The sequence below is a fragment of the Burkholderia sp. E168m22 genome (assembly GCF_001319805.1).
Lineage (GTDB): Bacteria > Pseudomonadota > Gammaproteobacteria > Burkholderiales > Burkholderiaceae > Burkholderia > Burkholderia orbicola.
The window spans coordinates 27341-50338 of the sequence record NZ_BBSK01000107.1 but is presented as its reverse complement, the minus strand read 5'-3'; the positions used below and the strand labels follow the sequence as shown (position 1 = coordinate 50338).

Genomic DNA, 22998 nt, shown 5'->3' with positions numbered 1-22998 from the left:
ATGGCTTCCTGGCTCGACTACACGCTCAACGGCCTCATCGTCGGCAACATCTACGCGCTGCTCGCAGTCGGGCTCGCGCTGATCTTCGGCGTGTCGCACCTGATCAACTTCGCGCACGGCTCGGTGTACATGGTCGGCGCGTTCATCGGCTGGCTGTGCCTGACGCGCTTCGGGCTGCCGCTGCCCGTCGCGCTCGCGGCGGTCGTGGTCGGCTGCGGCGCGCTCGGCATCGCAATCGAACGGATCGGGCTGCGGCCGCTGCGCCATGCCGCGCGCATCGCGCCGTTGCTCGCGACGATCGGCATCAGCTTCATCCTCGACCAGCTCGCGCAGCTCGCGTTCGGCGCGGACCCGCGCGCGGTGCCGACGCCGCTACCCGACTGGCACGTGCGGATCGCCGGCGCGACGCTCGGCTCGCTCGACTTGCTGATCGCGGGCATCGGCATCGCGGCGGCCGCGCTGCTGTACGGCTTCCTGCGCTTCACGCGCCTCGGCTGGGCCGTGCGCGCGACCGCGCAGGATCGCGACGCGGCGCTGCAGATGGGTGTCGACGTCGATCGCGTGAACCAGACCGTGTTCGCAATTGCGTGCGCGCTCGGCGGCGTGAGCGGGCTGCTGGTCGGCATGTACTACAACAGCATCGATCCGGCGATGGGTTTCCAGGCGACGCTGAAGGGCGTGGTCGCGCTGCTGATCGGCGGCCTCGGCAACGTGCCGGGCGCGATCGCGGGCAGCCTGCTGCTCGGTCTCGTCGAAAGCTACGGCGTCGCGCTGTTCGGCACCAGCTATCGCGACCTGTTCGCGTTCGGGCTGCTGATCGTATTCCTCGTGTGGCGGCCGAACGGCTTGTTCAGCGCGAATCGCGCGCTGCCGCCCGAGCCGATGACGGGTACGTTCCTCGCCGCCGCGAAAGCCGTTCGCGTGCCGCGCCCGCTGCTCGTCGCGCTGATCGCGGCGGCGGCCGTGCTGCCCTGGCTCGGTGCATCACCTTACGTGTTGCAGACGCTCACCAACGCGTGGCTGTACGGGCTGCTCGCGCTGAGCCTCACGCTCGTCGCGGGCACGGTCGGGCAGATCTCGCTCGGCCACGCCGCACTGCTCGTGATCGGCGCGTATGCGTCGGCGCTGCTGTCGTCGGATCTCGGCTGGTCGCCGGCCGTGACGATTCCGTGCGCGGGCGCGATCACCGCCGTGCTCGGCACGCTGCTCGTCTATCCGGCGTTCCGGCTGCGCGGGCACTACGTGTCGATCGCGACGCTCGGCATCGGCGAAGTGGTGAGCCTCGTGATCCTGAACTGGGACGGCCTGACGCGCGGCCCGCTCGGCATCACCGGCATCGCGCCGCTGCCGTGGGCGACGACCGCGCGCGCCGCGTACTGGTTCACGTTCGCGGTGCTCGTCGTGTTCGCGCTCGTGCAGGTGCGGCTGCTGCGTTCGCATCTGGGCCGCACGCTGCGCGCGGTGCGCGAGGACGACGTCGCCGCGCGTGCGCACGGCATCGCGCCGAACCGCTACAAGGCGATCGCGTTCGCGGTCGGCGGCGTCGCGGCCGGCGTGAGCGGCGGCATCGCCGCGCATCTGTACAGCTACATCAATCACCAGACCTTCGATTCGCAGGTGTCGATCCTCGCGCTGACGATGGTGATCCTCGGCGGGCTCGGCAACGTGCTCGGCGGCATCGTCGGCGCGATCGCGCTGATCGGGCTGCCCGAGTTGTTCCGCTGGGCGGCCGATTACCGGATGCTGATCTACGGCCTCGTGCTGCTGCTGCTCGTCCGGTTCCGGCCGCAGGGCCTGCTCGGCACGGTGTGAGGAGGAATGCGATGACCACCACTCGACCCCTGCTCGACGTGCAGGGTTTGACGCGCCGCTTCGACGGCGTGACCGCGCTCGACGGCGCGAGCCTGACGCTGGCCGACGGCGAACTGCTGAGCGTGATCGGCCCGAATGGCGCGGGCAAGTCGACGCTGTTCAACCTGATCGCGGGCGCCGACCGGCCCGACGCCGGCCGCGTGACGTTCGACGGCCGCGACATCACCGGCACCGCGCCGGAACGGCTCGCGGCGCTCGGCATTGCACGCACGTTCCAGCACGGCCGTGTGTTCGGCAACCTGAGCGTGCTCGACAACGTGCTGATCGGCGCGCATGCGCGGCTGCGTGCGGCACGGCCAGGCTGGCCGGCGCTCGGCGCGGCCGCCGAAGTGCTGCGCGCGCTCGTGCGGCCCGCGTCGGTGCGGCGCGAGGAAGCCGAACTGCGCGAAGAAGCGCGCGCGATCGTCGCCGGGTTCGGCGAACGGCTCACGCCGCGCATCGATCATCCGGCGCACAGCCTGTCGTATGCGAACCGGCGGCGCGTGGAGATCGGCCGCGCGCTCGCGCTGCATCCGCGTCTGCTGCTGCTCGACGAGCCGACGGCCGGGATGAACGAGACGGAGACGGCCGAGATGCTGCAACTGATCCAGTCGCTGAAGGCGCGCGGGCTGACGATCCTGTTGATCGAGCACAAGCTCGAACTCGTGATGCGCGTGTCCGACCGCGTGATGGTGCTCGACAACGGCGTGAAGATCGCCGAAGGCGCGCCGCGCGACGTGCGGCACGATCCGCGCGTGATCGAGGCCTATCTCGGCCGCCGCCACGCGGGCGGCGCGGCCACCGAGCATTCCGCGCAGGCGGCCGCATGACCGTGCAATCTTCCGTGCCTGATACGACCATGACCGACGCGCTGCTGAAACTCGAACATCTCGACACGTTCTACGGACCGGTGCAGGTGCACTTCGACGTGAACTTCGAGGTCGGCCGCGGGCAGATCGTCAGCCTGCTCGGCGGTAACGCGAGCGGCAAATCGACGACGATGAAGCTGATTCTCGGGCTGATGCGGCCGAAGCGCGGCGTCGTGCGTTTCGACGGCGACGACGTGACGGCGCTCGCGACGCCGCAGCGCGTGCGGCGCGGGATCGCGGCCGTGCCCGAGGCGCGGCGGCTGTTCGGCGACATGAGCGTGCGCGAGAATTTGCTGATGGGCGCGTACACGCGCGGCGATCGTGCGGCGGTGAGCGAAGACTACGAACGCGTGCTCGACCTGTTTCCGCGTGTGCGCGAACGGCTCGCGCAGCGCGCGGGCACGCTGTCGGGCGGCGAGCAGCAGATGCTTGCGATGGCGCGTGCGCTGATGGCGCGGCCGAAACTGATCTGCATGGACGAGCCGACGATGGGGCTGTCGCCGCTCTACGTCGACAAGGTGCTCGAACTGATCGACGCGATCAACAAGCAGGGCGTGACGGTGTTCATGGTCGAGCAGAACGCGAGCCTCGCGCTGGAGATTGCACACTACGGGTACGTGCTGCAGACGGGGCGCGTCGTGCTCGAAGGGCCCGCGAAAACGCTGCTCGACGATGAGCGCGTGCGCGATGCGTATCTCGGCGGGGAGGCGGTGGCGGTGTAGGCGGCGCAAGCAGGCGCTGCCAGGCGCCGTGAAATGTGGAGTAGATTGGCGTTCTGTTGCGATCGACACCACGGAGAGCACCGCGCCATGTTGACCTATTCAATCCAGAAAGTCGGCTACGACTTCAATCAGCTCGATCAGCAGGGCGCGGCCGACTACGCGTCGTTCGTTCATGCGTTCGATGCGTTCCCTTGGGGGGCGCAGCACGTCGAATGGAACGAGACGCAGGACGGCCCGCTGCCGGCGCTCGTGCTGCAGCATGCCGACGATCAGCGTGAGCTGTGGGTGACTGCGTTGACAGATGCGCATTCGGACGGCTTCCAGCTGAATGCGGTGTCCATGCGGATCAAGAAGGGGCTCTTCGGCATCGGCAAGGGCAAGCTGGAGCAGCACGTCGACACGATCGACGTCAGGAAGCGCGTCGACGTCGATGCGTTGTGCCGGTTGTTCTGCGACCGCCAGTATGACGAACTGGATCAACGGGTGGCGCGGTATGCGCAGCGCAACGCCGACGACGATCGGGACAGCGACGACTGAACGCGTGTCGCCGCGGTGGCGTTCGATCGAGCCGTGCGTGCGCCGGATCTGAGGTTGCTTAAGCGTCGCTTGCAGCGTGCTTCGCCGCCGCACGCGGAAACGTCAACACCACCGCGAACCCGCCCGCATCGGGAAACGAGAACCCCACGCGCCCGCCGTGCGCCTTCATCACTTCCTGCACGATCGCGAGCCCGAGGCCCGACCCTGTGCGCCGCTCGCTGCCGTCCGGCGCGATCCGCACGAACGGTTGCAACGCCGCGTCCCAGTGCTCACGCGGTATCCCGCGCCCGTTGTCGGTGACGGTCAGCGTCACCGCTCGATCCACGTTGCCTTGAGTCGCGACCGCCACGACGATGTCATCCGCATGCCCATGCAGCAGCGCGTTGTGCAGCACGTTCGATAGCGCTTCCTGAAGACTGATCGCATCGCCGTCGATCCACGCATGCGGCGCGTCGCTCGCGAACGCAACGGCCACATCGCGTTCGCCCGCGAGCGGAATCGTGCGGCCCAGGACCTCTTTCGCGAGCGCGACGAGGTCGACCGGTTGCAGCGGCACGGCCTCGGTGCGATGAATCACCATCGCATGATTGAGCAACTGCCCGGTGAGCCGGCCGACGTCCGACGAGGTCGCACGCAGCGCATCGAGCCGCGCCGCGTGACGCGCGGGATCGGATTCGCCGTCGAGCAGCTCGATCTGCGCGTCGAGCCGCGCGAGCGGCGTGCGCATCTGGTGCGCGGCGTCAGCGATGAAGCGCTGCATCGCGTTGATCCGCTCGGCGAGGCGGTGCATCAAGCCATTGATCGACCCGATGATCGCGTCGATCTCGCTCGGCGTATCGACGGCCACGGGCCGCAGGTCGGCCGGGTCACGCGCGGCGATGATCGCGCCGATCTGCGCGAGCGGGCGCAGGCCGCGCCGGATCGCGAGGCCGCTCGCACCGATCGCGAGCACGCTCATCAGCAGGATCAATGTCCACACCTTGAAGCTCATGTCGTTCGTCAGTTGCTGGCGCGCGTTGGTTGTCTGCGCAACCGTCACGAGCGCCCAGCCCGGCGTACTTTCCTCGGGCATGAAGCGCGCGATCGTCGCGGTGCGCACCCGATGCCCCTGGTAAACGGCGTTCGCGAACGCCGGGCCCTGCTTCGCGGCGGCGAGCGTCGCGGGGCTCGCGAGATCGTGGTAGCCGGCAACGACCACGCCGCGCGAATCGACCACCTTGTAGTAGACGAGGTCGTAGCGCGACAGCGTCGACAGCGCGGCCACCGGCGGGTTCAGCGCGAGCACGCCGCCTTGCACGTACAGGTTTTCCGCGACCTGGATCGAGGCGCCGGCGAGCAATTGATCGTATGCACGTTCGGCGGCGACGCCCGCGTAGTAGCGCGCGATCGCCGCGAGCGCGAGCGCGCCGGTCGCGACGACGAGCGCGATGAACAGCAGCGTGCGGCCGAACAGCGTCTTCGGGAACCAGTCAATGCGCGGCAATCTGATACCCCATTCCGCGTGCGGTGCGGATCTCGACCGAGCTGCCCTGCAGCTTCTTGCGCACGCGCGTCACGTATTGCTCGACCGCGTTCGCGGTCGGCTCGTTGCCGAAGCTGAACAACTGGTTCAGCAGTTCTTCCTTCGAGAAGATGCGCTGCGGGCGGCTCGCGAGGATTTCGAGCAGCGCGAATTCCTGGCGGGACAGCGACAGCGGCTGGCTGTCGAGCTCCGCGAGGCGGCTGCTGCGATCGATCACGAGTCCGCCGAGCGTCAGCACGTCGTTCGCGTGGCCGCTGTTGCGGCGCAGCAGCGCCTGCACGCGCGCGTCGAGTTCGCGGTAGTCGAACGGCTTCACGAGGTAGTCGTCGGCGCCGAGGCCGAGGCCGCTCACGCGGTCGTCGATCGCCGAGCGCGCGGTGACGAGCAGCACGGGCGTCGTGCTGCCCGACGCGCGCAGGTGGCGCAGTACCGTGAAGCCGTCCATGCCGGGCAGGTTCGCATCGAGCACGACGAGATCGAAGCGCTCGACGCGCAGCAGCCCGTTCGCGGTCGCGCCGTCGGTTTCGAGATCGACGGCGTGGCCGAGCCGGGCCAGCCGGCTGCGGATCGCCGCGCCGATTTCGGCATCGTCCTCCACGACGAGAATGCGCATGGTGCCGTTTGCAGGTAGGTGAATTAGGGGTTTTCCCGGGGCCGGGATGTCAGCATTTTCTCAGACTCGGCCGATAACCTGTGTCGAGCCGGAAGCAGGATGCAAGGACGGCATTAATACCAGAAATATTCAAGGAGACGGCAACATGCAGCATGTCACGGGCACGACGAACGCGCGCCACGGCGCCACGCCGGCTTGCGCGTGGCCGCCGGCCGTCGGCCGCACGGCGGCACGCGCATGACGACGTCGCCGCGCCGCCGCGCGTTGATCGCAGCCGGGCTCGGCGTGCTGGGCGGGCTCGGGGCGCCGGCGCTGGTGCGCGCGAAGCCGCGCACGGTGCGGATCTCCAAAGGCTATGGCGTGCTGTACCTGCCGTTGCTCGTGATGGAGAAGCAGCGGCTCTTCGAGCGGCACGCGGCGCGTCACGGCGTGCGCGACGTCGCGGTCGAATGGGTGCTGCTCGACGGCGGCAATTCCGTCAACGACGCGATGATGGCCGGCACGCTCGATTTCGCGGGCGCCGGCGCGCCGGGTTTCATCGAGCTGTGGGCGCGGGCGCGCGGCATTCCGAACGTCGAGGTGATCGGCATCAGCGGGCTGTCGACCACGTCGCTGTCGCTGAACGCGAACCGCGCGGGCCTCGCATCGCTGCGCGACTTCACGTCGTCCGACCGGATCGCGGTGCCGGGCATCCGCACGTCGCTGTCGGCGGTCGTGCTGCAGATGGTCGCGAGCCGGCAGCTCGGCCCGACGCATTTCGCGCAGCTCGATTCGATCACCGTGAACCTGCCGCATCCGCAGGCGATGCAGGCGCTGATCCGCCGCGAGAACGGCGTGACCGCGCACTTCACGTCGCCGCCGTTCTCGACGCTCGAATTGCGGCAGCCGGGCATTCATCGCGTGGTGAGCTCGGTCGACGTGCTCGGCCCGATGACGCTCGACGTCGTGTTCGCGCCGAAGCGGCTCGTCGATGCGGAGCCGGCGCTCGCCGTCGCGTTTCTCGGCGCGCTCGACGAAGCGAACCGCCTGATCGCGCAGGACCCGCGTGCGGCGGCGGCGCTCTATGCGGCGTCGTCGGGCGTCGGCGTGTCGCACGACGACGTGATGCGGATGCTCGCCGCGCCCGACACGCGCTTCTCGGTGTTGCCGAACCAGCTGATGGACTACGTCGAATTCCTGTACCTGGCCGGCACGATCAAGGCGAAGCCGCGCGCGTGGCGCGAGATGTTCGCGCCGATGCTCGACGACTACCGGTCGGGTTGAGCTACGCCCGTCGCGATCCGGTTCCGTTCATCGAAACACCTCGCGCCGGCGCGTTCGTCACGCGCGGCGCAGATTCAACCGATTCACCGATTCAACCGATATGCAATCGATTCACCCAAGGAGCCTGAAGTGAACGCTACCGACACCCTGGACCCCGCGTCCGCCGAAGAACAGCGCATCATGTCGAAGATGGCGCGGCGCCTGCTGCCCATCCTCGTCGTGATGTTCCTGATCGCGTTCATCGACCGGCAGAACGTCGGTTTCGCGAAACTGCAGATGGTGCACAGCCTCGGCATGACGGAAGCCGCGTTCGGGCTCGCGTCGTCGCTGTTCTTCATCGGCTACCTGCTGTTCGAGGTGCCGAGCACGCTCGCGCTGCATCGCTACGGCGCGCGCGTGTGGCTTGCACGGATCATGCTGACGTGGGGGCTCATCACGGTGCTGATGGGTTTCACGACGTCGATGCCCGCGTTCTGTTCGCTGCGCTTCGTGCTCGGCATCGCCGAGGCCGGCTTCTATCCGGGTGTGATCTATTACCTGACGCTGTGGTTTCCGCAGAGCTACCGCGCGAAGGTGCTCGGCATCTTCACGCTGGGCAGCGCGCTCGCGAACATGCTCGGCTCGCTGGTCGGCGGCCTGCTGCTGAGCCTGAACGGCGTGTGGGGGCTGGCGGGCTGGCAGTGGGTGTTCGTCGCGACGGGCATTCCGGCCGTGGTCGTCGCGATCGTCGTGTTCCGCGTGCTGCCCGCATCGTTTCGCGAAGCGCGGTTCCTCGACGAGCGCGAGAAGCAGATCGTCGCGGCCGCGCTGGAGCGCGAGAAGCCGGCGCAGGCCGAGCACGGTCAGCCGTGGAAGGCGCTGCTCGATCCGCGCGTGATGCTGTTCGCGGCAACCTACATGCTGATGTCGACGTCGTTGTACGGCGTCACGTACTGGTTGCCGACGATCGTGAAATCGTTCGGCGTGTCGAGCACGATGAACGGGTTCCTGAGCATGCTGCCGTGGGCGCTCGCGGTGGTGCTGCTGGTGTGGCTGCCGTCGAAGCTGCGCCGTGCGAAGAGCATCCTGCGCACGATCGCGATCGTCGCGGCGCTCGGCGCGCTCGGCTTCCTGCTGAGCCTCGTGCTGCCGTCGACGCCGCTGCGCTTCATCGCGCTCGTGCTCGGCGGCGCGTGCATCCCGCTGCTGTATCCGTGCTTCTGGTCGATGCCGCCGCGCTATTTCACCGGCGCGCGGGCGGCCGCGAGCGTCGCGGCGATCAACTCGATCGGCAACCTCGGCGGCTTCTTCAGCCAGAACCTGATGCCGTTCGCGGGCAAGGTGACAGGCACCGCGTTCGGGCCGATGATCGTGCCGATCGTGTGCCTCGCGCTGCTCGGCGTCGGCGCGCTGGTCGCGTGGACGCGCTCGGAGCGGGGGATGGTGGCGGCGCGGGCGTGATGGACGGCCGGGGTTGTGGCCCCGGGATACTTGGATTAGGCCGAACGGCCGACTGCACGCGAAAAAGCGGGTGTGCTACCATGCATTACATATGTAATGCATGGAGTGTGCGATGAAAACCGCGACCATGCCGGCGCTGCGTGTCGATCCGCAATTGCGGGAGGAGGCAGAGTCGGTCCTTGAGGAAAACGAGACGTTGTCTGCGTTCATGGAGTCGGCGCTGCGCGACGGGATCGCGCGTCGCCGTCTGCAACGCGAGTTTGTAACCCGTGGCCTCGCATCACGCGACGAGGCGCGTCGTACCGGTGAATACGTCGATGCCGCCGACGTGCAGGCCGAACTCGAGGGCATGCTGAAGGCTGCGCGTGCAGCGAAGGCGGCTGATTGATCTATCGGGTCCGATATACACGTGCGGCCCGTGAGGATCTGGTACGGATGTATCGATACTTGCTCGAACGTGATGTGGATGCGGCGGCGCGGGCTGTGGACGCGATCGAACAAGGTGTCGCCATGCTCCGCATGTTTCCGTTCACATGCCGCAAGGTCGATCACGGAAATCCATTTTTGCGCGAGCTGATCATGTCCTTCGGCACGTCGGGCTATGTCCTGCTGTTCGAGATTGAAGCAGCCGAGCAAGTTACGATTTTAGCCGTACGACACCAACGGGAAGATGATTACCACTGATACGTGACGATGCGGTGGTTGTCGTTGCCGCGTTGGTCAGCGATTGATTCGCGAATCCCTGTCCCCGCCATGCGCGACCGCGACGGGCGCCGGCGACAGCGGAATCTCGACCTCGACCGTTGTCCCCTCGCCGAGCGTCGTCGCGATCCGCAGCGTGCCGCCGACCAGATACGCACGCTCGCGTAACCCCACCAGCCCGAACGACGCCGACTTGCGCGGCACCGCGGGATCGAATCCCGCGCCGTCGTCGCGTATCGTCAGCGCGATCGCTTCGCCGCCGCACACGAGTTCGACGTCCGCATGCGACGCTGCCGCGTGCCGGGCGACATTCGCGAGCGCTTCCTGCGCGATGCGGAACACGGCCGTCGCATACGGCTCGTCGAGTTGCAGCTCCGGCGGCTCGACGCGCAGCGAACAGGCAATCCCGTGACGATGCCGGAAATCCTCCACGAGCCATTGCATCGCGGCCGCGAAGCCGAGATCGTCGAGCATCAGCGGGCGCAAGTCCGACGCGATGCGGCGGGTCGCGGCCACCGCGCCGCGCGCGAGCGCATGCATCGCCGCGATCTTGCGTGCCAGCGATGCGTCGTCCTGCGGCACGTGGTCGATCAGCCATTCGAGATCGTTCTTCAGCGTCGCTAGCGTCTGCGCCAATTCGTCGTGCAGTTCGCGCGCGATGCGGCGCTGCTCCGCTTCGCGCGCGCTGGCGCTGATCGCGGCGATCTCGCGCAGCTCCTCGCGCGAGGCCTGTAGCGCCCGCTCCGCACGTACGCGCTCCTCGACTTCGCGCCGCAGGTCGCGGTTCGACGCGCTCAGTTGCGCGGTGCGCGCGGCGACGCGCTGTTCGAGCCGTTCGTTCGCATCGTTCAACTGCGCGCTTTTCTGCACGACGAGCAGATGCTGGTAGCGCGCGCCGGCCAGCGCGCGCACCGTCTGCGCATGCAGCCGGCCGTTCTCGAACAGCATCGCGAACAGCACGACGCCCGACGCGACGAGACCATACGCGCGCCCCGCATAGAAGCCGAGATCGAAGCGCCCGTGATTGAGCATCGACGACAGCGCGATGTCGAACAGCCACGCGACGAGCACCGTCATTACCCACAGGTCGAGCACGGAATGGCGGCGCCGCTGCCGCCACATCAGCATCAGCGCGACGAGGTTCAGGCCCCAGACGACCGTGATCGCGTTCGTCATCGTCGAGGTCATCCGGTTGCCGCTCATGATGTGCGGCAGCAGCGCGTGGCCGACGGTCGCGAGCAGCGCGAGCGCGGCCGTCGCGCCGCCGGCGGCCACGAGGCAGAGGACGACCGGAATCGCCGCACGCCGCTGCGGGGCCGGAGCCGGGCGCCCGCGCGACGTCGCGCGCAGCAGTGCGTACGCGGCGACCGACAACGGAAAGCCGCCATGCCAGAACAGGTACAGCCATGCGGTGGTCTGTTCGCCGGCGCCGAGCAGGCCGGTCGGCGTGAACAGCCCGGGGAAGGTCAGCATGTGCGTGCCGGCCATGAACGCCGTGAACAGGTAGCCGCCCGCCAGCACGAGCAGCGGCTTCTCGCGCAGGATCGCGTACTGGCCGAGCAGCAGGCCGGCCGTCACCATGTCGTTGATCACGATCGCCGACTGGTACACGGGAATGAACGCCCAGCCCGGCGTGAGCGGCATGGCCGCGAACGGTGCGAGCGCGGCGAAAATCACGGCCGATACGAGTACCGTCGCGAGCGCGAGCCGCTGCTCGCGCCGGCCCGGCGGCAGCGACGACATGAACAGACGCGACGTGTCCGGATCGTCGTCGTCCGGCGGCGACGTGGGCGGGAAGCGGAAGGCGGCCGTCATGCGTCGTCGTCCCCGAGGTCGAGATCGTGGCGCACCGTGTAGCGGACCAGTGCGGCTTCGTGCGGGAGCCCCATCTTCTCGAGGATGCGCGTCTTGTACGTGCTGACCGTCTTCGCGCTCAGCGCGAGTTCGGACGCGATCCGCGTGACGGTCTGACCCGCGACGATGCGGCGCATCACGTCGAACTCGCGCGCCGACAGCCGTTCGTGCGGCAGCGCCTGAGCCGGCGCGCGCAGCGTGTGAGCGAGGCTTTCGGCCGCGGACGGGCTCACGTAGACGCCGCCTGCCGCCACCTTGCCGACGGCTTCGACGAGTTCGGCCGTCGCACTGTCCTTCGTCAGGTAGCCGGTGGCGCCGGCCTTGAACGCGCGTGCCGCGTACTGGGTTTCCGCGTGCATCGTCAGCACCAGCGTGCGCAGCGACGGCGCCTGGCGCTTGACCAGCCGGATCAGCTCGATGCCGGTCGGCGCGGGCATCGACAGGTCGAGCAGCAGCACGTCGGCGGCCGCGCGCTCGGCCAGCGCGAGCGTGCCCGAGCCGTCGCTCGCCTCGCCGACGATCTCGAAACCGCCGGCCCGCTCCAGGATGTGACGCAGTCCGTCCCGCATGACTGCGTGATCGTCAGCCAGAATTACCCTGATCATCTTCCAGCGATCCTCTTCGGGATGACGCCGCGCGTTGCTGTCCGGGTGTCGCCGCGGCCGTTCTTCTGATCAATATATGCCCCCGATCCCGAAAAAGGTACTCGTTCGCGAAATTTTCGGGAGGGTTGAGTGCGGAATGTGCGCTGAAACGAAATAATTCGCGGGAAAGGGTATGGCGCGGCGCGCATGTGGATCAGGGTATTCCCGGGCGACCGTTGCGGCCGCCGCGAGCCGGTGCGGCCTCGCCGGAACCGCACCACGAACCGTTCCGATTCGGGACTAAACTGGTGCCCGATGCCACCACTCGAACCAGGAGCCCTGCAATGATCGACCTTGCCGATATCCTGCCGTCCGCACTGCCCGCCGCGGTCGCCTGGGCCGAAGCGGAGGCCGCGCGCGGGCTCGCGCAGGGCGCGCCGCTGACGCCGGCGCAAGCCGACGACGCGCGCACGGTGGGCGTCGCGCAGCCGGACCGGATTCGCGTGATGGCGGTCGACCGCATGCCGTTTCCCGACACGCCGACGTTGGCCGCGATCGCCCGCGACTCCGGGCTGCTGGCGCCCGGGACGATCGGCCTCACGCTCGGTCATGCGGTGTACGTGCTGCGCGGGCACGACACGCGCCGCTTGCTGACCCACGAATTCAGGCATGTCCATCAATACGAGGCTGCCGGCTCGATCGGCGCGTTTCTTGCGCGCTATCTACGGGAGATCGCGACGGTCGGCTATCACGACGCGCCGCTCGAAGCCGACGCGCGGCAGCACGAGTTCGACTGACCCCGCCTGCTGACCTTCGACGCCGGCGCGAGCGCGCGCATGTTGCGATGAACGTATCCAATGCCCTTGCCGGCCCGGTAGTCGCGCACCGGGCCGCACCGTCCGGGAGGGTGCAATGAGCGACACGATCCATGCGTGGATCGGCGCGATCGGCGCGCATCCGCTGCTCGTGCTGGCGATCGTGTTCGTGGCCGCGTGCGCCGAGGCGATCGCGCTGGTCGGCACGATCGTGCCGGCCGGCGCCGTGATGTTCGCGGCCGGCGCGCTGATCGGCGCGGGCGCGCTCGACGCATGGGCGACGATCGGCGTCGCGGCCGTCGGCGCGGTGATCGGCGACGGGATCAGCTACGAACTCGGCCGGCATTACCGCGGGATGATCCGCAACGCGTGGGCGCGCTTCGGCTATGCGAGCGCCTACGCGCGCGGCGAGGAATTCGTGCTGCGTCACGGCATGAAGAGCATCGTGCTCGCGCGCTTTCTCGCGCCGGTGCGGGCGGTCGTGCCGGTCATCGTCGGCTGCGCGACGCTGCCGCGCCGGTCGTTCTATCCAGTCAACGTGATCTCCGCGCTCGTGTGGGCGCCCGTGCACGTCGCGCCCGGCATCCTGTTCGGCGCGTCGGCTGCGCTGGCCGCGGCGATCAGCGTGCGGGTCGCCGCGATCCTGCTGGTCGTGGCCGGGCTGGTCGCGCTCGTGTGGATCGGTGTGCGCGTCGCGCTGCGGCGCGGCTGGCCGTTGCTGCGCCGCGCGCTCGTCCAAACCGTGCATGCATGCGCGCGCCGCTGGCCGCGATTCGGCGCGCGGCTGCACGACGGGATCGCGTACTTGCGCGGGCTGCCCGGCGCGGTGCCCGTGCTCGCGCTGCTGTTCATCGGCTGCGTATGGCTGTTCGCGGGGATCGTGCAGGACGTCGTCGCGAACGATCCGCTGATGCATGTGGACATTGCGCTGTATGCGTTCCTGCAGAACCTGCGCACGCCACCCGGCGACGCCGTGATGAGTGCGCTCGCCGTGCTGCATGGGCACGACACGGGGCTGATCGTCGCGGCCGCGTTCCTCGTGTGGCTGATGATCCATCGCTGCTGGCTGACGGCGGCCTGGTGGCTCGCGACGATCGGTGTCGCCGTTGCGCTCGTGCCGGTGTTCGGCGCGAGCGTGCCCGGCGCGACGCCCGCGAGCCTGCCGCCCGGCGCGCTGCACGTGGCGCTGCCCGACGCCGACGCCGCGTTCGCGATCCTCGCGAGCAGCGGCCTCGGCTGGGCGCTCACGCGCGACCGGCCCGCGCTGTGGCGCATACCGGTCGTGACGGCGGTCGTGCTGTGGATCGTGCTCGGCGGCTTCGCGCGACTGTATGTCGGCGATACCTGGTTGTCGGGTCTGCTGGGCGGATGGAGCCTCGGGCTCGCGTGGTTCGCGCTGCTCGCCGGCGCCTATGCGTACTGGCGTGTGCGCGAGCACGTACAGCCCAGAGGCGCGCTCGTCGCGGTCGTCGTCGTGCTCGCGACGGCCGGTGTATGGACAGTTCCCGCGCAGTGGCAGCTCGATCGCGCGGCGCGTCCGCATGTCGGCGACGTGGTCGCGATGACCGTCGACCAGTGGCTGCGCGGCGGGTGGCAGCGCGTGCCGACGCGGCGCACCGAGATCGGCGGCGACCGCGAGGAATTTCTGCCGCTGCAATGGAGCGCGACGTCGGACACGCTCGACCGTCATCTCGCGCAGGCCGGCTGGCAGCGCGCGACGCCGTGGACGCCGGCCACCGCGCTGCGCTGGCTGTTGCCGCAGGCGGCCGCCGATACGCTGCCCGTGCTGCCGCGCTACACGCATGGCGAAAGCACGCGGCGTGTGTTCGTTCGCGTCGATCCGGCCCACCCGGAAAGCCGCTTCGTGCTGCGGTTGTGGCGCTATCCGTACGTGTTGCAGGATGCGCTCGGCATGCGGCCGCTGTGGTACGGCGCGCTGTATCGCGAGACGCTGCGCCGGCCGGCGCGGCTGATGACGTTCGTGCGCTCGACGACGATCGACGATGCGGTGGCGATCGCGCACGCGCTGGCGGTCGAGCCGACGATCGTGCATCGGCCGGCGGGGATGGCGGCCGCGCCGGACGCGATGCTGCTCGTGTGGATGGTCCAGCCGTGAGGGAGCCCGCGCGCTGTGCGCCCGTTACGCGTGCGACGGCTGCGCGGGAACGACGGACAGGCGCAGGCCGACGGTCTTGAGCACCGCGAGCAGGGTCTTCAGCGTCGGGTTGCCGTTCGGGGACAGCGTGCGATACAGCGATTCGCGGCTGATGCCGGCTTCGGCCGCGACCGCGCCGAGCCCGCCATACGCTTCCGCGACCGTGCGCAGCGCGAGCAGGCCGGCCGCACGGTTGTCGGGATCGTCGAGCGATTCCATCGCGACGCGCAAATAGGCGACCGCGAGCTCGCGGTCGGCGCCGAGTTCGGCGACTTCCGCATCGTGGTGCGATACCGCGCCTTTGAGCTTGTTCATGTTTGCCTCCGTTTCCAGTTCGACCAGTGTTCCCTGGCGCGCCTGATGTCGTCGGGTTGACTCGCCTTGTCGCCGCCGGACAGCAGCAGCACCAACGCGCTGCCGTGCCGGCCGAAGTACACGCGGTAGCCGGCGCCGACGTGGACGCGCAGTTCGATCACACCTTCGCCGACCGGCTCGCAATCGCCGAAGTTGCCGGTCTGCACGCGGCGCAGGCGCTCGCGAATCCGCGCCTGCGCGGGCTTGTCACGGACGGCGTTCAGCCATTCGGTGAAAGGCTCGCGACCGTCGTCGCGCTGATAGCGAAGGAGTTCGAACTTGGCGAGCATTGTAACTTATAAGCTACAAAAGAGGTAGTGGGAACGAAGCGGTTGGCATCGCAATGGTTTAGAGGCCGACACGCATACGGCGTCTTCATGGTCGGGATATCAGGGCGTGGTGCGGGCTTCCCGAACGACGATCATTCTTTCATCCGGGATGGCGCATGACGATTCGGCCAAATGGCCGGCTGTCGATGGCGTGAGGAGAGGAGACGCACCCCGAGACGGGGAGCGTGAGGGAATGAATGATGGGCGGAAAATCCGCCGGCAGACTGTGTAATTACTGCTTCGCCGACGCGGCCGTCGCGATCTTGGGTGGTTGTCGCCCCGGCGGCGCTCCGTTGCAAGCGGACACGACGATCGGACATGCGCTGATCGTCGTGCGTCCTCGTTTCATCGTCATGCCGTCGTGGCGACACGTTCCGCCGCAAACCCCGCCAACGTCCGCAACGCGTCCCGCGCCGAGCGCAAGTAAAACGCCTGCAGATGGAACACATGCCAGCGCGCCGCATGGATTTCCAGCCGGCACGGCACACCGCACGCGTGTGCATGCTCGGCCAGCCGCTGCGCATCGGACAGCAGTACTTCCTGGTCGCCGGCCTGGATCAGTATCGGCGGCAAGCCATGCAGATCGGTGTCGAGCGGCCCGCGCGCCGCGGCGGAGCCCGTGCCGTGATACCAGCGCAGCCCCTGTTCGAGCCAGCCGCGCCGGATCATCGGATCGTCGTGGCGACGCGAGGCCAGCGTCGCGCCGCCGAGCGTCGAGTCGGTCACGGGCGAGATCAGCAGCAGTGCGGCGGCGGTCGGCTCGCCGCGCTCGCGCAGCGCGATGGCGAGCGCCAGCGCCAGCGCGCCGCCGGCCGAGTCGCCGGCAATCACGATCCGGTGCGGCGCGTAACCCTGCGTTCGCATCGCGTCGTAGGCGGCCAGTGCGTCGTCGAGCGCGGCCGGGCTCGGATGCTCGGGCGCGAGCCGGTAATCGGGCACCCACACCGGCAGGCCCGCATCGTTCGCGAGGCGCGTCGTCACGCCGCGATGCGTATGCGGCCCGCCGAGACAAAACGCGCCGCCGTGCAGATAGAGAATCGCGCCACCCGTGTCGCCGCGTTTCGGCGCGACCACTTCGATCGGCACATGCTGCGCCGACGTGCGGTAGCGCAGCGTGCCGCCCGCACCGGGCATCAGCGGCGACAGCAGCGCGACGACGCGGCGCTGCATGCGCGCGCCGAACGGCGGCCCGATCAGCGGCCGGAACGCGACACGCAGGAACCCGCGCAACGAAGCGGCCGTGAAGGCTTCGAATCTGCCGGCGGGCGGCGCGACCACCATGCCGTGCATCGGAGCGGCCGCCCCGGGCAGCGGCTGCGACAAGCGGTACGCGGACATGCCGGTGAAGCGCGTGATCCACCGGTAGGTCAGCGTGAAGCCCGGCCAGTTCGTGCTGTTGTGCCCCGATGCATCGACGTACCAGCTCTTGCAACTGCTCCAGACCGACCCTGCGAGCCTCTGCTGCACGTGCACGTTGAAACACCGGTAGCGGCGCGCGTCGACGTCGATCTCGCGCGCGCCGTCGCGACGCATCGCCTGTATGCAGCGCATCACGTGCGCGATCTGGCTCTCGAGCATGTAGACGATCGAGTTGTGACCGAGGTTGGTGTTCGGGCCGTACAGCATGAAGAAGTTCGGAAAGCCGGGCACGGTGAGCCCGAGATACGCCTGCGCGCCTCGTCGCCACGCATCGTTCAGGTCGAGGCCGCCGCGGCCCGTGATGCGCATCGGCGACAGGAATTCCGTTGCCGCGAACCCCGTGCCGTAGACGATCGCGTCGACGGGATGATGCACGCCGTCGATGGTCTCGATCCCGTCCTCGGTCACGCGCCGGATCGGCTGCGTGACGAGTTCCACATGGTCGCGGCTCATCGCGGCGAGATAGTCGCTCGACAGCAGGATGCGCTTGCAGCCGACCGGATAATCGGGCGTGAGCCGTGCGCGCAACGCGGGGTCCGGCACGTCGCGCGCGAGCAACTTGCGAAACGGCCGGCCGACCGCGACCTTCATCAACCCGTGCAGGCGCGTGAACGCGATCGCACGCGCTTCATAGCGCAGGTAGATCGATGCGCGATGCAGTTTCATCGCCGCCGGCAGCCGACGAAACAGCGCCTTTTCCCACGGGCGATACGCGCGGTCGGGGCGCGGCATCACATAGGCCGGCGAGCGCTGGAATACGGTCAGGCGCCGCACGTCGCCGGCGATCGCCGGAACGAACTGGATCGCCGATGCACCGGTGCCGACCACGGCCACCCGTTTGCCGGCGAGTGCGTAATCGCGATCCCAGTGCGCGGAGTGGAACGCACGGCCGCGAAACGTGTCGATGCCCGGCAGGTTCGGCATGGCGGGGCGGCTCAACTGGCCGGTGCCGCTGACGAGCAGCGCGGCGCTCAGCGTCGTGCCGTCGCGCAGCGTGACGTGCCACAGCGCATCGGCTTCGTCGTAGCGCGCGTGTTCGACTTCGGCGCCGAAGCGCAGATGGCGGGCGAGACCGTACTTGCGCGCGCAGTGTTGCAGGTACGCATGAATCTCGGGCTGCGGCGCGAACACGCGCGACCACGCGGGATTGGGTTCGAACGAGAACGAGTACAAGTGCGAAGGCACGTCGCACGCGGCGCCCGGATAACGGTTGTCGCGCCACACGCCGCCGACGTCGTGCGAGCGTTCGACGATCACGAAATCGCGAATGCCGGCGCGTTGCAGCGCAATTGCCATGCCGATGCCGGCGAAGCCGGCGCCGATGATGATCGCCGCAAGCGGCGTGGTGGAGCCGGCGGAACGGGAGGGATCAGGCGACAGCATGGCGGGTTTCCTCGGGCTGGTCGCCGGCGTGTGCGGCGCGGGTTGCAAGGGTAGGGTCACGATCCGTCGTCCTCCTGACGGTTGCGTCGGCATGCGGCTGCGCCGGCACGCGGCATATGCCGCGCATCAGGTCGACGGCCTTCTCGGCGATCATGATCGTCGGCGCGTTGGTGTTGCCGCCGATGAGCGTCGGCATCACCGATGCATCGACGATGCGCAGCCCTTGCAGGCCATGCACGCGCAGTTGCGGATCGACGACGGCGAGCGCGTCGCGCCCCATCCGGCAGGTGCCGACCGGGTGATAGACGGTGTCGGCGCGCCGCCGCAGCACGTCGCGAATCTCGTCGTCGGTCGTCACGTTCGCGGTGAACAGGTCGCGCGTGGTCCAGCTGGCGAGCGCCGGCGCATCCATCAGGCGACGTGTGAGGCGGAAGCCCGCGACCATGTCGTCGAGATCGCGCGGATCGTCGAAGAACGCGGGATCGATGCGGGGCGCCGCGAGCGGGTCGGCGCCGTTCAGCGTGACCGAGCCGCGGCTGCGCGGCCGCAACAGGCACACGTGGCACGACAGCCCGTGACCGGCATGCAGCTTGCGCGCATGGTCGTCGACGAGCGCGACGACGAAATGTAGCTGGATGTCCGGTGCCGCCAGATCGGCACGCGTTTTCAGGAAACCGCCGCCTTCCGCGAAGTTCGACGTCAGCATCCCGCGCCGTTCGCGGCGAAAGCGGGCGAATTCGCGCAGCATGCGCAGCCCGCCGCGGACGGACACGCCCATCGTGTCGACGCTGCGCGTGCGGTAGCCGAAGATGAAATCCGGATGATCCTGCAGGTTGCTGCCGACGCCCGGCAGATCGGCCTGTACGGCGATGCCGAACTGCTGGAGTTCGCGGCCCGGGCCGACGCCCGACAGCATCAGCAACTGCGGCGTCTGCAGCGCGCCGGCCGCGAGCACGACTTCGCGCCGCGCGCGCAGCGTGCGGATTTCACCGTGCTGCCGCACCTCGACGCCGGTCGCGCGCGTGCCGTCGAACAGGATGCGCAGCACCTGCGCGTGCGTCTCGACCGTCAGGTTGTCGCGGCGGCCGACGTGCGGCAGCAGGTACGCGCGCGCCGCGCTCCATCGTTCGCCGTGCTTCTGCGTGACCTGGTAGATCCCGATGCCTTCCTGTTGCGCGCCGTTGAAATCGTCGGTGAGCGGCAGGCCGGCCTGTTGCGCGGCTTCCAGATAGCGCGCATGAAACGGGTTGCCGGTGCGCAGGTCGCTGACCCACAGCGGGCCGTCGCGGCCGTGCCAGGCATCGTCGAAGCGCTCGTTGTGCTCGCTCAGGCGGAAGTACGGCAGCACGTCGTCGTACGCCCAGCCTTCGTTGCCGAGCGCGGCCCAGCCGTCGTAGTCGACGCGATGACCGCGGATATAGACCATCGCGTTGATCGCCGACGAACCGCCAAGCGCCCTGCCGCGCGGCTGATAGCCGATGCGCCCGCCGAGCCCCGGCTGCGGCACCGTGTCGAACGCCCAGTTGTTCAGGCGGGTCGGCATCATCGCGACCGCGCCGGTCGGCACGTTGACGACCGCGCTGTCGCCGCGGCCGCCGGCCTCGAGCACGCAGACGGTCACGGCCGGGTCCTCGGTCAGCCGGCCCGCGACGACGCAACCGCCCGACCCGCCACCGACCACGATGTAGTCGAAAGTCTTGCTCATGGAATCGTCTCCTTGCTTCGGTGATCGGTGGGTCATGCGACGCGTGTCGGCATGCGGGCGCGGGCGGCGCGCCGACGGGCGAAGTGGGTGAAGTGGGCGGCGGGATCGGTCGGGCGACTCGGTCGCATGGTGTCTCCTCCTGGGGTGATGGCGTCGTTCGGACGACGACTGGATGACGCCGATGGTGCGGGCCGCATGGGAAAACACCAATGCTGGTTGGGGACAATTGTTTTAGTATTTGGGCCAAATCGGCGCTTCGAGGGTTTCTCCGCATGAGCTTCTGGGATTTCACCCGGAGTCCGGCCAGCGCCCGGTTGCTGGTCGATTTCGGCGACGAACGCGGTGTGCCGCATGCCACGCTGCTGGCCGGCACGGGCCTCGCGAGCGCGCAGCTCGACGACCCGAAAGTCGAGGTGACGGCCGCGCAGGAACTGCGGCTGACCGGCAACCTGCTGCGTGCGCTCGGCCGGGCACAGGGCCTCGGGTTCGAGGTCGGCCGGCGTTACCACTTCTCCGCGTACGGCGTGTGGGGCTACGGGCTGATCGCGAGCGCGACCGGGCGCGATGCGCTCGCGCTCGCGATGCGTTTTTTGCCGCTCACGTATGCGTACACCGTCATCACGTACCGCGAGGCGGCTGACACTGGCGTGCTCAGCTTCGGCGCGCCGGAACTCGACGCCGACCTGAGCCGGTTCCTCGTCGAGCGCGACATGACGGCCGCGGCCGTGCTGCTGCACGAAATCGCCAGCGGCGATTTCGCGTTGTCGCGCTTCACGCTGCAGGCCGCGCGTTCGCCGGCGCTCGCGGCGCCGCGCATCGCCGGCATCGAGCCGACGTTCTCGGCGCGGGCGAACAGCCTCGCGTTCGACCGTGCGTTCCTCGACCGGCCGTTGCCGCATGCGAATCCGCTGACGGTGTCGATGTGCGAGCAGATGTGCGGGCAACTCGTCGAAGCACGGCGTGCGCGCGTGGGCACATCGGAGATGGTGCGCCAATACCTGAACGCGACGCCCGGCAGCGCGCCGTTCTCGCTCGACGACATGGCGCGCCTGATGAACACGAGCCCGCGCACGCTCAAGCGGCGATTGCAGGAGGAAGGCACGACGTTTCGCGCGCTGCTCGCGCAGACGCGCGGGGCGATGGCCGAGACGCTGCTCGGCGATGCGCGGCTGTCGCTCGCGGACGTGGCCGAGCGGCTCGGCTTCAGCGATCTGTCCAGTTTCTCGCAAGCGTTCAAGCGCTGGTACGGCGTGCCGCCGGGCGCGTATCGCAGCGCGGCGCGACGATCAGGCGACCCGCAATGAATCGCGGTACGATCGCTCGCTCGCTTGCCCGTCCTGCCTGTCGACATCACATTCACGAGAGACCCCGCATGATCACGATCCGCCCGATGACCGACGACGATTTCGCGCGTTTCTGGCCGACCTACCGCGCCATCGTCGCTGCTCAGGAAACCTATGCATTCGATCCCGAACCGACCCAGGAAGCGGCACGCGCACTGTGGCTCGACGCGCCGCTCTGTACGTGGATCGCGGAGGAGGACGGCGTGGTGCTCGGCTCGTACTTCCTGAAGGCGAACGCCGCCGGGCCCGGCAAGCACGTGAGCAACTGCGGCTACATGGTGAGCGAGGCCGCGCGCGGCCGCGGCGTCGCGCGCCTGATGTGCGAGCACTCGCAGCAGGTGGCGCGCGAGCGCGGTTTCCTCGCGATGCAGTTCAATTCGGTGGTCGCGACGAACGCAGTCGCGGTCGCGCTGTGGCAGAAGCTGGGATTCGAGATCGTCGGCCGGCTGCCGCGCGCATACCGTCACGCGCGGCTCGGCTTCGTCGACTGCTTCGTGATGTTCAAGTGGCTCGGCGACGCGGCGGCCGCCGAAGCCTGAGCAACGCGCCGCTGCGTCAGACGGCGAACGCGCCGTCGAACACGATCCGCTCGTCGAGCGCGAGCGTGCCGCGCGCGAAGATCAGGTCGAGATGGTGGCTGCCGTTTTCGCCGCCGCCGAGCCCGAGATGCAGGCCCGGATGGCGTTCCTCGAACCCCGCGTTGCGGCCGTACAGGCCGCGGATGCCGAGGTTCGTGCCGATGCCGAATTCCTCGATCCGCCGGTGATTCGCGTGCCGGTCGAGATAGGTCGTGAAATCGCGCCGGAAGCCCGCATCGTCGGTGTCGAAATCGACGATCGTGCTGTGCTCGACATGCAGCGTCGCGAGCCGCTCGGCCACCTTGTACTTGATCGCGAACGGCACGGTGCCGAGAAAGGTGCCGCTGAACACGACCGAGCCGTTGAGGTCGGTCACGTGCGTCGCGATCTCGCCGGGCACGACGTCGAGGTTGCCCATGCCGTCCACGCTCGTCCATTTCTGGTCCGGCGCAAGCGAGCCCGTCAGCGTGTTGCCGGCTTCGTCGATGAAGCGGATCTGCGACGCGCGTGCGGCCGCGTCGATCAGCCGGCCATTGCGCGCGGCGATGTCGTCGAGCGATTCGGCGAACGCCTCGTCGAGGTGCGGGCCGTAATCCTTGAATAAAACCGATTTGCTCCAGTGTTCGACGATCGCGGGGCGGATCGCGGCGAGGAATGGCGGCCCGCTCGGCGACGGCGTCGGCAGGCACGACGAGTCGTACAGCAGCACGAACAGGTCGGCGGCGTCGAGCGCGGCGGCGATGTCGGCGGGCGGGGTGCTTTCGAGGCAGAGGGTGGTCGCGTCGAGCGAATCGGGCAGGGCGGAAAAGGCGCGCAACGCGATGTCGCGGTTGCGGGTGTCATGGCCGACCAGCAGTTTTCCCGATTCGCCGCGGGCCAGCTTGTCGCGCAACGCGGGGTGAAAGCCGAGCGCGCGGTGCAGGTTCAGCATGCGTATCTCCGGAAGCGGCGGAAGGGCCG

The 22998-nt window shown here is 68.8% G+C and carries 21 protein-coding genes; 12 read left to right on the top strand and 9 right to left on the bottom strand.

The features are described from left to right. From AP428_RS24210 to AP428_RS24195, 4 genes are all read left to right on the top strand, one after another. Positions 1-1812: an ABC transporter permease gene (locus AP428_RS24210; protein WP_011694621.1), complete on the top strand. Its 1812-nt coding sequence runs from the start codon at positions 1-3 to the stop codon at positions 1810-1812. 11 nt (positions 1813-1823) lie between these two features. Then, positions 1824-2681, top strand: coding sequence for an ABC transporter ATP-binding protein (locus tag AP428_RS24205; RefSeq protein ID WP_011694622.1), 858 nt, complete (start codon positions 1824-1826; stop codon positions 2679-2681). Continuing rightward, positions 2678-3442 carry an ABC transporter ATP-binding protein gene (locus tag AP428_RS24200; RefSeq protein WP_011694623.1) on the top strand — a complete coding sequence of 255 codons (765 nt, stop codon included), beginning with the start codon at positions 2678-2680 and terminating at the stop codon, positions 3440-3442. The genes AP428_RS24205 and AP428_RS24200 overlap by 4 nt, the downstream gene beginning before the upstream one ends. An 87-nt stretch (positions 3443-3529) precedes the next feature. After that, positions 3530-3979 (top strand): hypothetical protein, encoded by a 450-nt coding sequence (locus tag AP428_RS24195; protein WP_011694624.1) that lies wholly within the window; start codon positions 3530-3532, stop codon positions 3977-3979. Between the two features lie 58 nt (positions 3980-4037). Here AP428_RS24195 and AP428_RS24190 read toward each other — a convergent pair whose 3' ends face one another. Beyond that, a complete protein-coding gene (locus AP428_RS24190; RefSeq protein ID WP_011694625.1) occupies positions 4038-5462 on the bottom strand; it encodes a sensor histidine kinase in 1425 nt (474 codons plus the stop codon). Then, positions 5449-6114, bottom strand: a complete 666-nt coding sequence (locus tag AP428_RS24185) for a response regulator transcription factor (RefSeq protein ID WP_011694626.1) — start codon at positions 6112-6114, stop codon at positions 5449-5451. Before AP428_RS24185 ends, AP428_RS24190 begins: the two co-directional genes overlap by 14 nt. Before the next feature lie 237 nt (positions 6115-6351). On the opposite strand from AP428_RS24185, the gene AP428_RS24180 reads away from it, so the two are divergent. The 4 genes from AP428_RS24180 (at position 6352) to AP428_RS24165 (ending at position 9501) form a co-directional block, all read left to right on the top strand. Then, positions 6352-7377, top strand: coding sequence for an ABC transporter substrate-binding protein (locus tag AP428_RS24180; RefSeq protein ID WP_011694627.1), 1026 nt, complete (start codon positions 6352-6354; stop codon positions 7375-7377). Between the two features lie 129 nt (positions 7378-7506). Then, a complete protein-coding gene (locus AP428_RS24175) occupies positions 7507-8817 on the top strand; it encodes an MFS transporter (protein ID WP_011694628.1) in 1311 nt (436 codons plus the stop codon). 112 nt (positions 8818-8929) lie between these two features. Next, complete coding sequence (locus AP428_RS24170; RefSeq protein ID WP_006482105.1) at positions 8930-9205, top strand: YlcI/YnfO family protein; 276 nt, start codon at positions 8930-8932, stop codon at positions 9203-9205. After that, entirely contained in the window at positions 9202-9501 is a 300-nt protein-coding gene (locus tag AP428_RS24165; protein WP_027808612.1) for a type II toxin-antitoxin system RelE/ParE family toxin, read from the top strand. The genes AP428_RS24170 and AP428_RS24165 overlap by 4 nt, the downstream gene beginning before the upstream one ends. Before the next feature lie 36 nt (positions 9502-9537). Here the strand turns inward: AP428_RS24165 and AP428_RS24160 are convergent, their stop codons facing one another. Both AP428_RS24160 and AP428_RS24155 read right to left on the bottom strand, forming a co-directional pair. Further along, positions 9538-11334 carry a sensor histidine kinase gene (locus AP428_RS24160; RefSeq protein ID WP_011694630.1) on the bottom strand — a complete coding sequence of 599 codons (1797 nt, stop codon included), beginning with the start codon at positions 11332-11334 and terminating at the stop codon, positions 9538-9540. Then, complete coding sequence (locus tag AP428_RS24155; protein ID WP_011694631.1) at positions 11331-11978, bottom strand: response regulator transcription factor; 648 nt, start codon at positions 11976-11978, stop codon at positions 11331-11333. The genes AP428_RS24160 and AP428_RS24155 overlap by 4 nt, the downstream gene beginning before the upstream one ends. A gap of 323 nt (positions 11979-12301) precedes the next feature. Between AP428_RS24155 and AP428_RS24150 the strand changes: the two genes are divergently transcribed. Beyond that, a complete protein-coding gene (locus AP428_RS24150) occupies positions 12302-12754 on the top strand; it encodes a hypothetical protein (protein WP_011694632.1) in 453 nt (150 codons plus the stop codon). A gap of 115 nt (positions 12755-12869) precedes the next feature. After that, entirely contained in the window at positions 12870-14888 is a 2019-nt protein-coding gene (locus tag AP428_RS24145) for a VTT domain-containing protein (RefSeq protein ID WP_011694633.1), read from the top strand. Between the two features lie 24 nt (positions 14889-14912). Here the strand turns inward: AP428_RS24145 and AP428_RS24140 are convergent, their stop codons facing one another. From AP428_RS24140 to AP428_RS24125, 4 genes are all read right to left on the bottom strand, one after another. Then, positions 14913-15242: a DNA-binding protein gene (locus tag AP428_RS24140; protein WP_006479699.1), complete on the bottom strand. Its 330-nt coding sequence runs from the start codon at positions 15240-15242 to the stop codon at positions 14913-14915. Next, entirely contained in the window at positions 15239-15571 is a 333-nt protein-coding gene (locus tag AP428_RS24135) for a type II toxin-antitoxin system RelE/ParE family toxin (protein WP_011694634.1), read from the bottom strand. The genes AP428_RS24140 and AP428_RS24135 overlap by 4 nt, the downstream gene beginning before the upstream one ends. A 390-nt stretch (positions 15572-15961) precedes the next feature. Then, positions 15962-18412, bottom strand: a complete 2451-nt coding sequence (locus AP428_RS24130; protein WP_011694635.1) for an alpha/beta hydrolase fold domain-containing protein — start codon at positions 18410-18412, stop codon at positions 15962-15964. Further along, positions 18399-20117 (bottom strand): GMC family oxidoreductase, encoded by a 1719-nt coding sequence (locus tag AP428_RS24125; protein ID WP_011694636.1) that lies wholly within the window; start codon positions 20115-20117, stop codon positions 18399-18401. Before AP428_RS24125 ends, AP428_RS24130 begins: the two co-directional genes overlap by 14 nt. A gap of 272 nt (positions 20118-20389) precedes the next feature. On the opposite strand from AP428_RS24125, the gene AP428_RS24120 reads away from it, so the two are divergent. Then, positions 20390-21421: an AraC family transcriptional regulator gene (locus AP428_RS24120; RefSeq protein ID WP_041489637.1), complete on the top strand. Its 1032-nt coding sequence runs from the start codon at positions 20390-20392 to the stop codon at positions 21419-21421. A 68-nt stretch (positions 21422-21489) separates the two neighbouring features. After that, positions 21490-21999 carry a GNAT family N-acetyltransferase gene (locus AP428_RS24115; protein WP_041489638.1) on the top strand — a complete coding sequence of 170 codons (510 nt, stop codon included), beginning with the start codon at positions 21490-21492 and terminating at the stop codon, positions 21997-21999. Positions 22000-22015: 16 nt separating this feature from the next. Here the strand turns inward: AP428_RS24115 and AP428_RS24110 are convergent, their stop codons facing one another. Further along, complete coding sequence (locus AP428_RS24110) at positions 22016-22969, bottom strand: hypothetical protein (RefSeq protein WP_011694639.1); 954 nt, start codon at positions 22967-22969, stop codon at positions 22016-22018. Positions 22970-22998: the final 29 nt, after the last annotated feature.

Bases quoted from the DNA above. Each gene is read 5' to 3' on its own strand.
- AP428_RS24210 (WP_011694621.1), top strand. From the start codon at position 1: ATGGCTTCCTGGCTCGACTACACGCTCAACGGCCTCATCGTCGGCAAC.
- AP428_RS24205 (WP_011694622.1), top strand. From the start codon at position 1,824: ATGACCACCACTCGACCCCTGCTCGACGTGCAGGGTTTGACGCGCCGC.
- AP428_RS24200 (WP_011694623.1), top strand. From the start codon at position 2,678: ATGACCGTGCAATCTTCCGTGCCTGATACGACCATGACCGACGCGCTG.
- AP428_RS24195 (WP_011694624.1), top strand. From the start codon at position 3,530: ATGTTGACCTATTCAATCCAGAAAGTCGGCTACGACTTCAATCAGCTC.
- AP428_RS24185 (WP_011694626.1), bottom strand. From the start codon at position 6,114: ATGCGCATTCTCGTCGTGGAGGACGATGCCGAAATCGGCGCGGCGATC.
- AP428_RS24180 (WP_011694627.1), top strand. From the start codon at position 6,352: ATGACGACGTCGCCGCGCCGCCGCGCGTTGATCGCAGCCGGGCTCGGC.
- AP428_RS24170 (WP_006482105.1), top strand. From the start codon at position 8,930: ATGAAAACCGCGACCATGCCGGCGCTGCGTGTCGATCCGCAATTGCGG.
- AP428_RS24160 (WP_011694630.1), bottom strand. From the start codon at position 11,334: ATGACGGCCGCCTTCCGCTTCCCGCCCACGTCGCCGCCGGACGACGAC.
- AP428_RS24155 (WP_011694631.1), bottom strand. From the start codon at position 11,978: ATGATCAGGGTAATTCTGGCTGACGATCACGCAGTCATGCGGGACGGA.
- AP428_RS24150 (WP_011694632.1), top strand. From the start codon at position 12,302: ATGATCGACCTTGCCGATATCCTGCCGTCCGCACTGCCCGCCGCGGTC.
- AP428_RS24145 (WP_011694633.1), top strand. From the start codon at position 12,870: ATGAGCGACACGATCCATGCGTGGATCGGCGCGATCGGCGCGCATCCG.
- AP428_RS24140 (WP_006479699.1), bottom strand. From the start codon at position 15,242: ATGAACAAGCTCAAAGGCGCGGTATCGCACCACGATGCGGAAGTCGCC.
- AP428_RS24135 (WP_011694634.1), bottom strand. From the start codon at position 15,571: ATGCTCGCCAAGTTCGAACTCCTTCGCTATCAGCGCGACGACGGTCGC.
- AP428_RS24130 (WP_011694635.1), bottom strand. From the start codon at position 18,412: ATGCTGTCGCCTGATCCCTCCCGTTCCGCCGGCTCCACCACGCCGCTT.
- AP428_RS24125 (WP_011694636.1), bottom strand. From the start codon at position 20,117: ATGAGCAAGACTTTCGACTACATCGTGGTCGGTGGCGGGTCGGGCGGT.
- AP428_RS24120 (WP_041489637.1), top strand. From the start codon at position 20,390: ATGAGCTTCTGGGATTTCACCCGGAGTCCGGCCAGCGCCCGGTTGCTG.
- AP428_RS24115 (WP_041489638.1), top strand. From the start codon at position 21,490: ATGATCACGATCCGCCCGATGACCGACGACGATTTCGCGCGTTTCTGG.
- AP428_RS24110 (WP_011694639.1), bottom strand. From the start codon at position 22,969: ATGCTGAACCTGCACCGCGCGCTCGGCTTTCACCCCGCGTTGCGCGAC.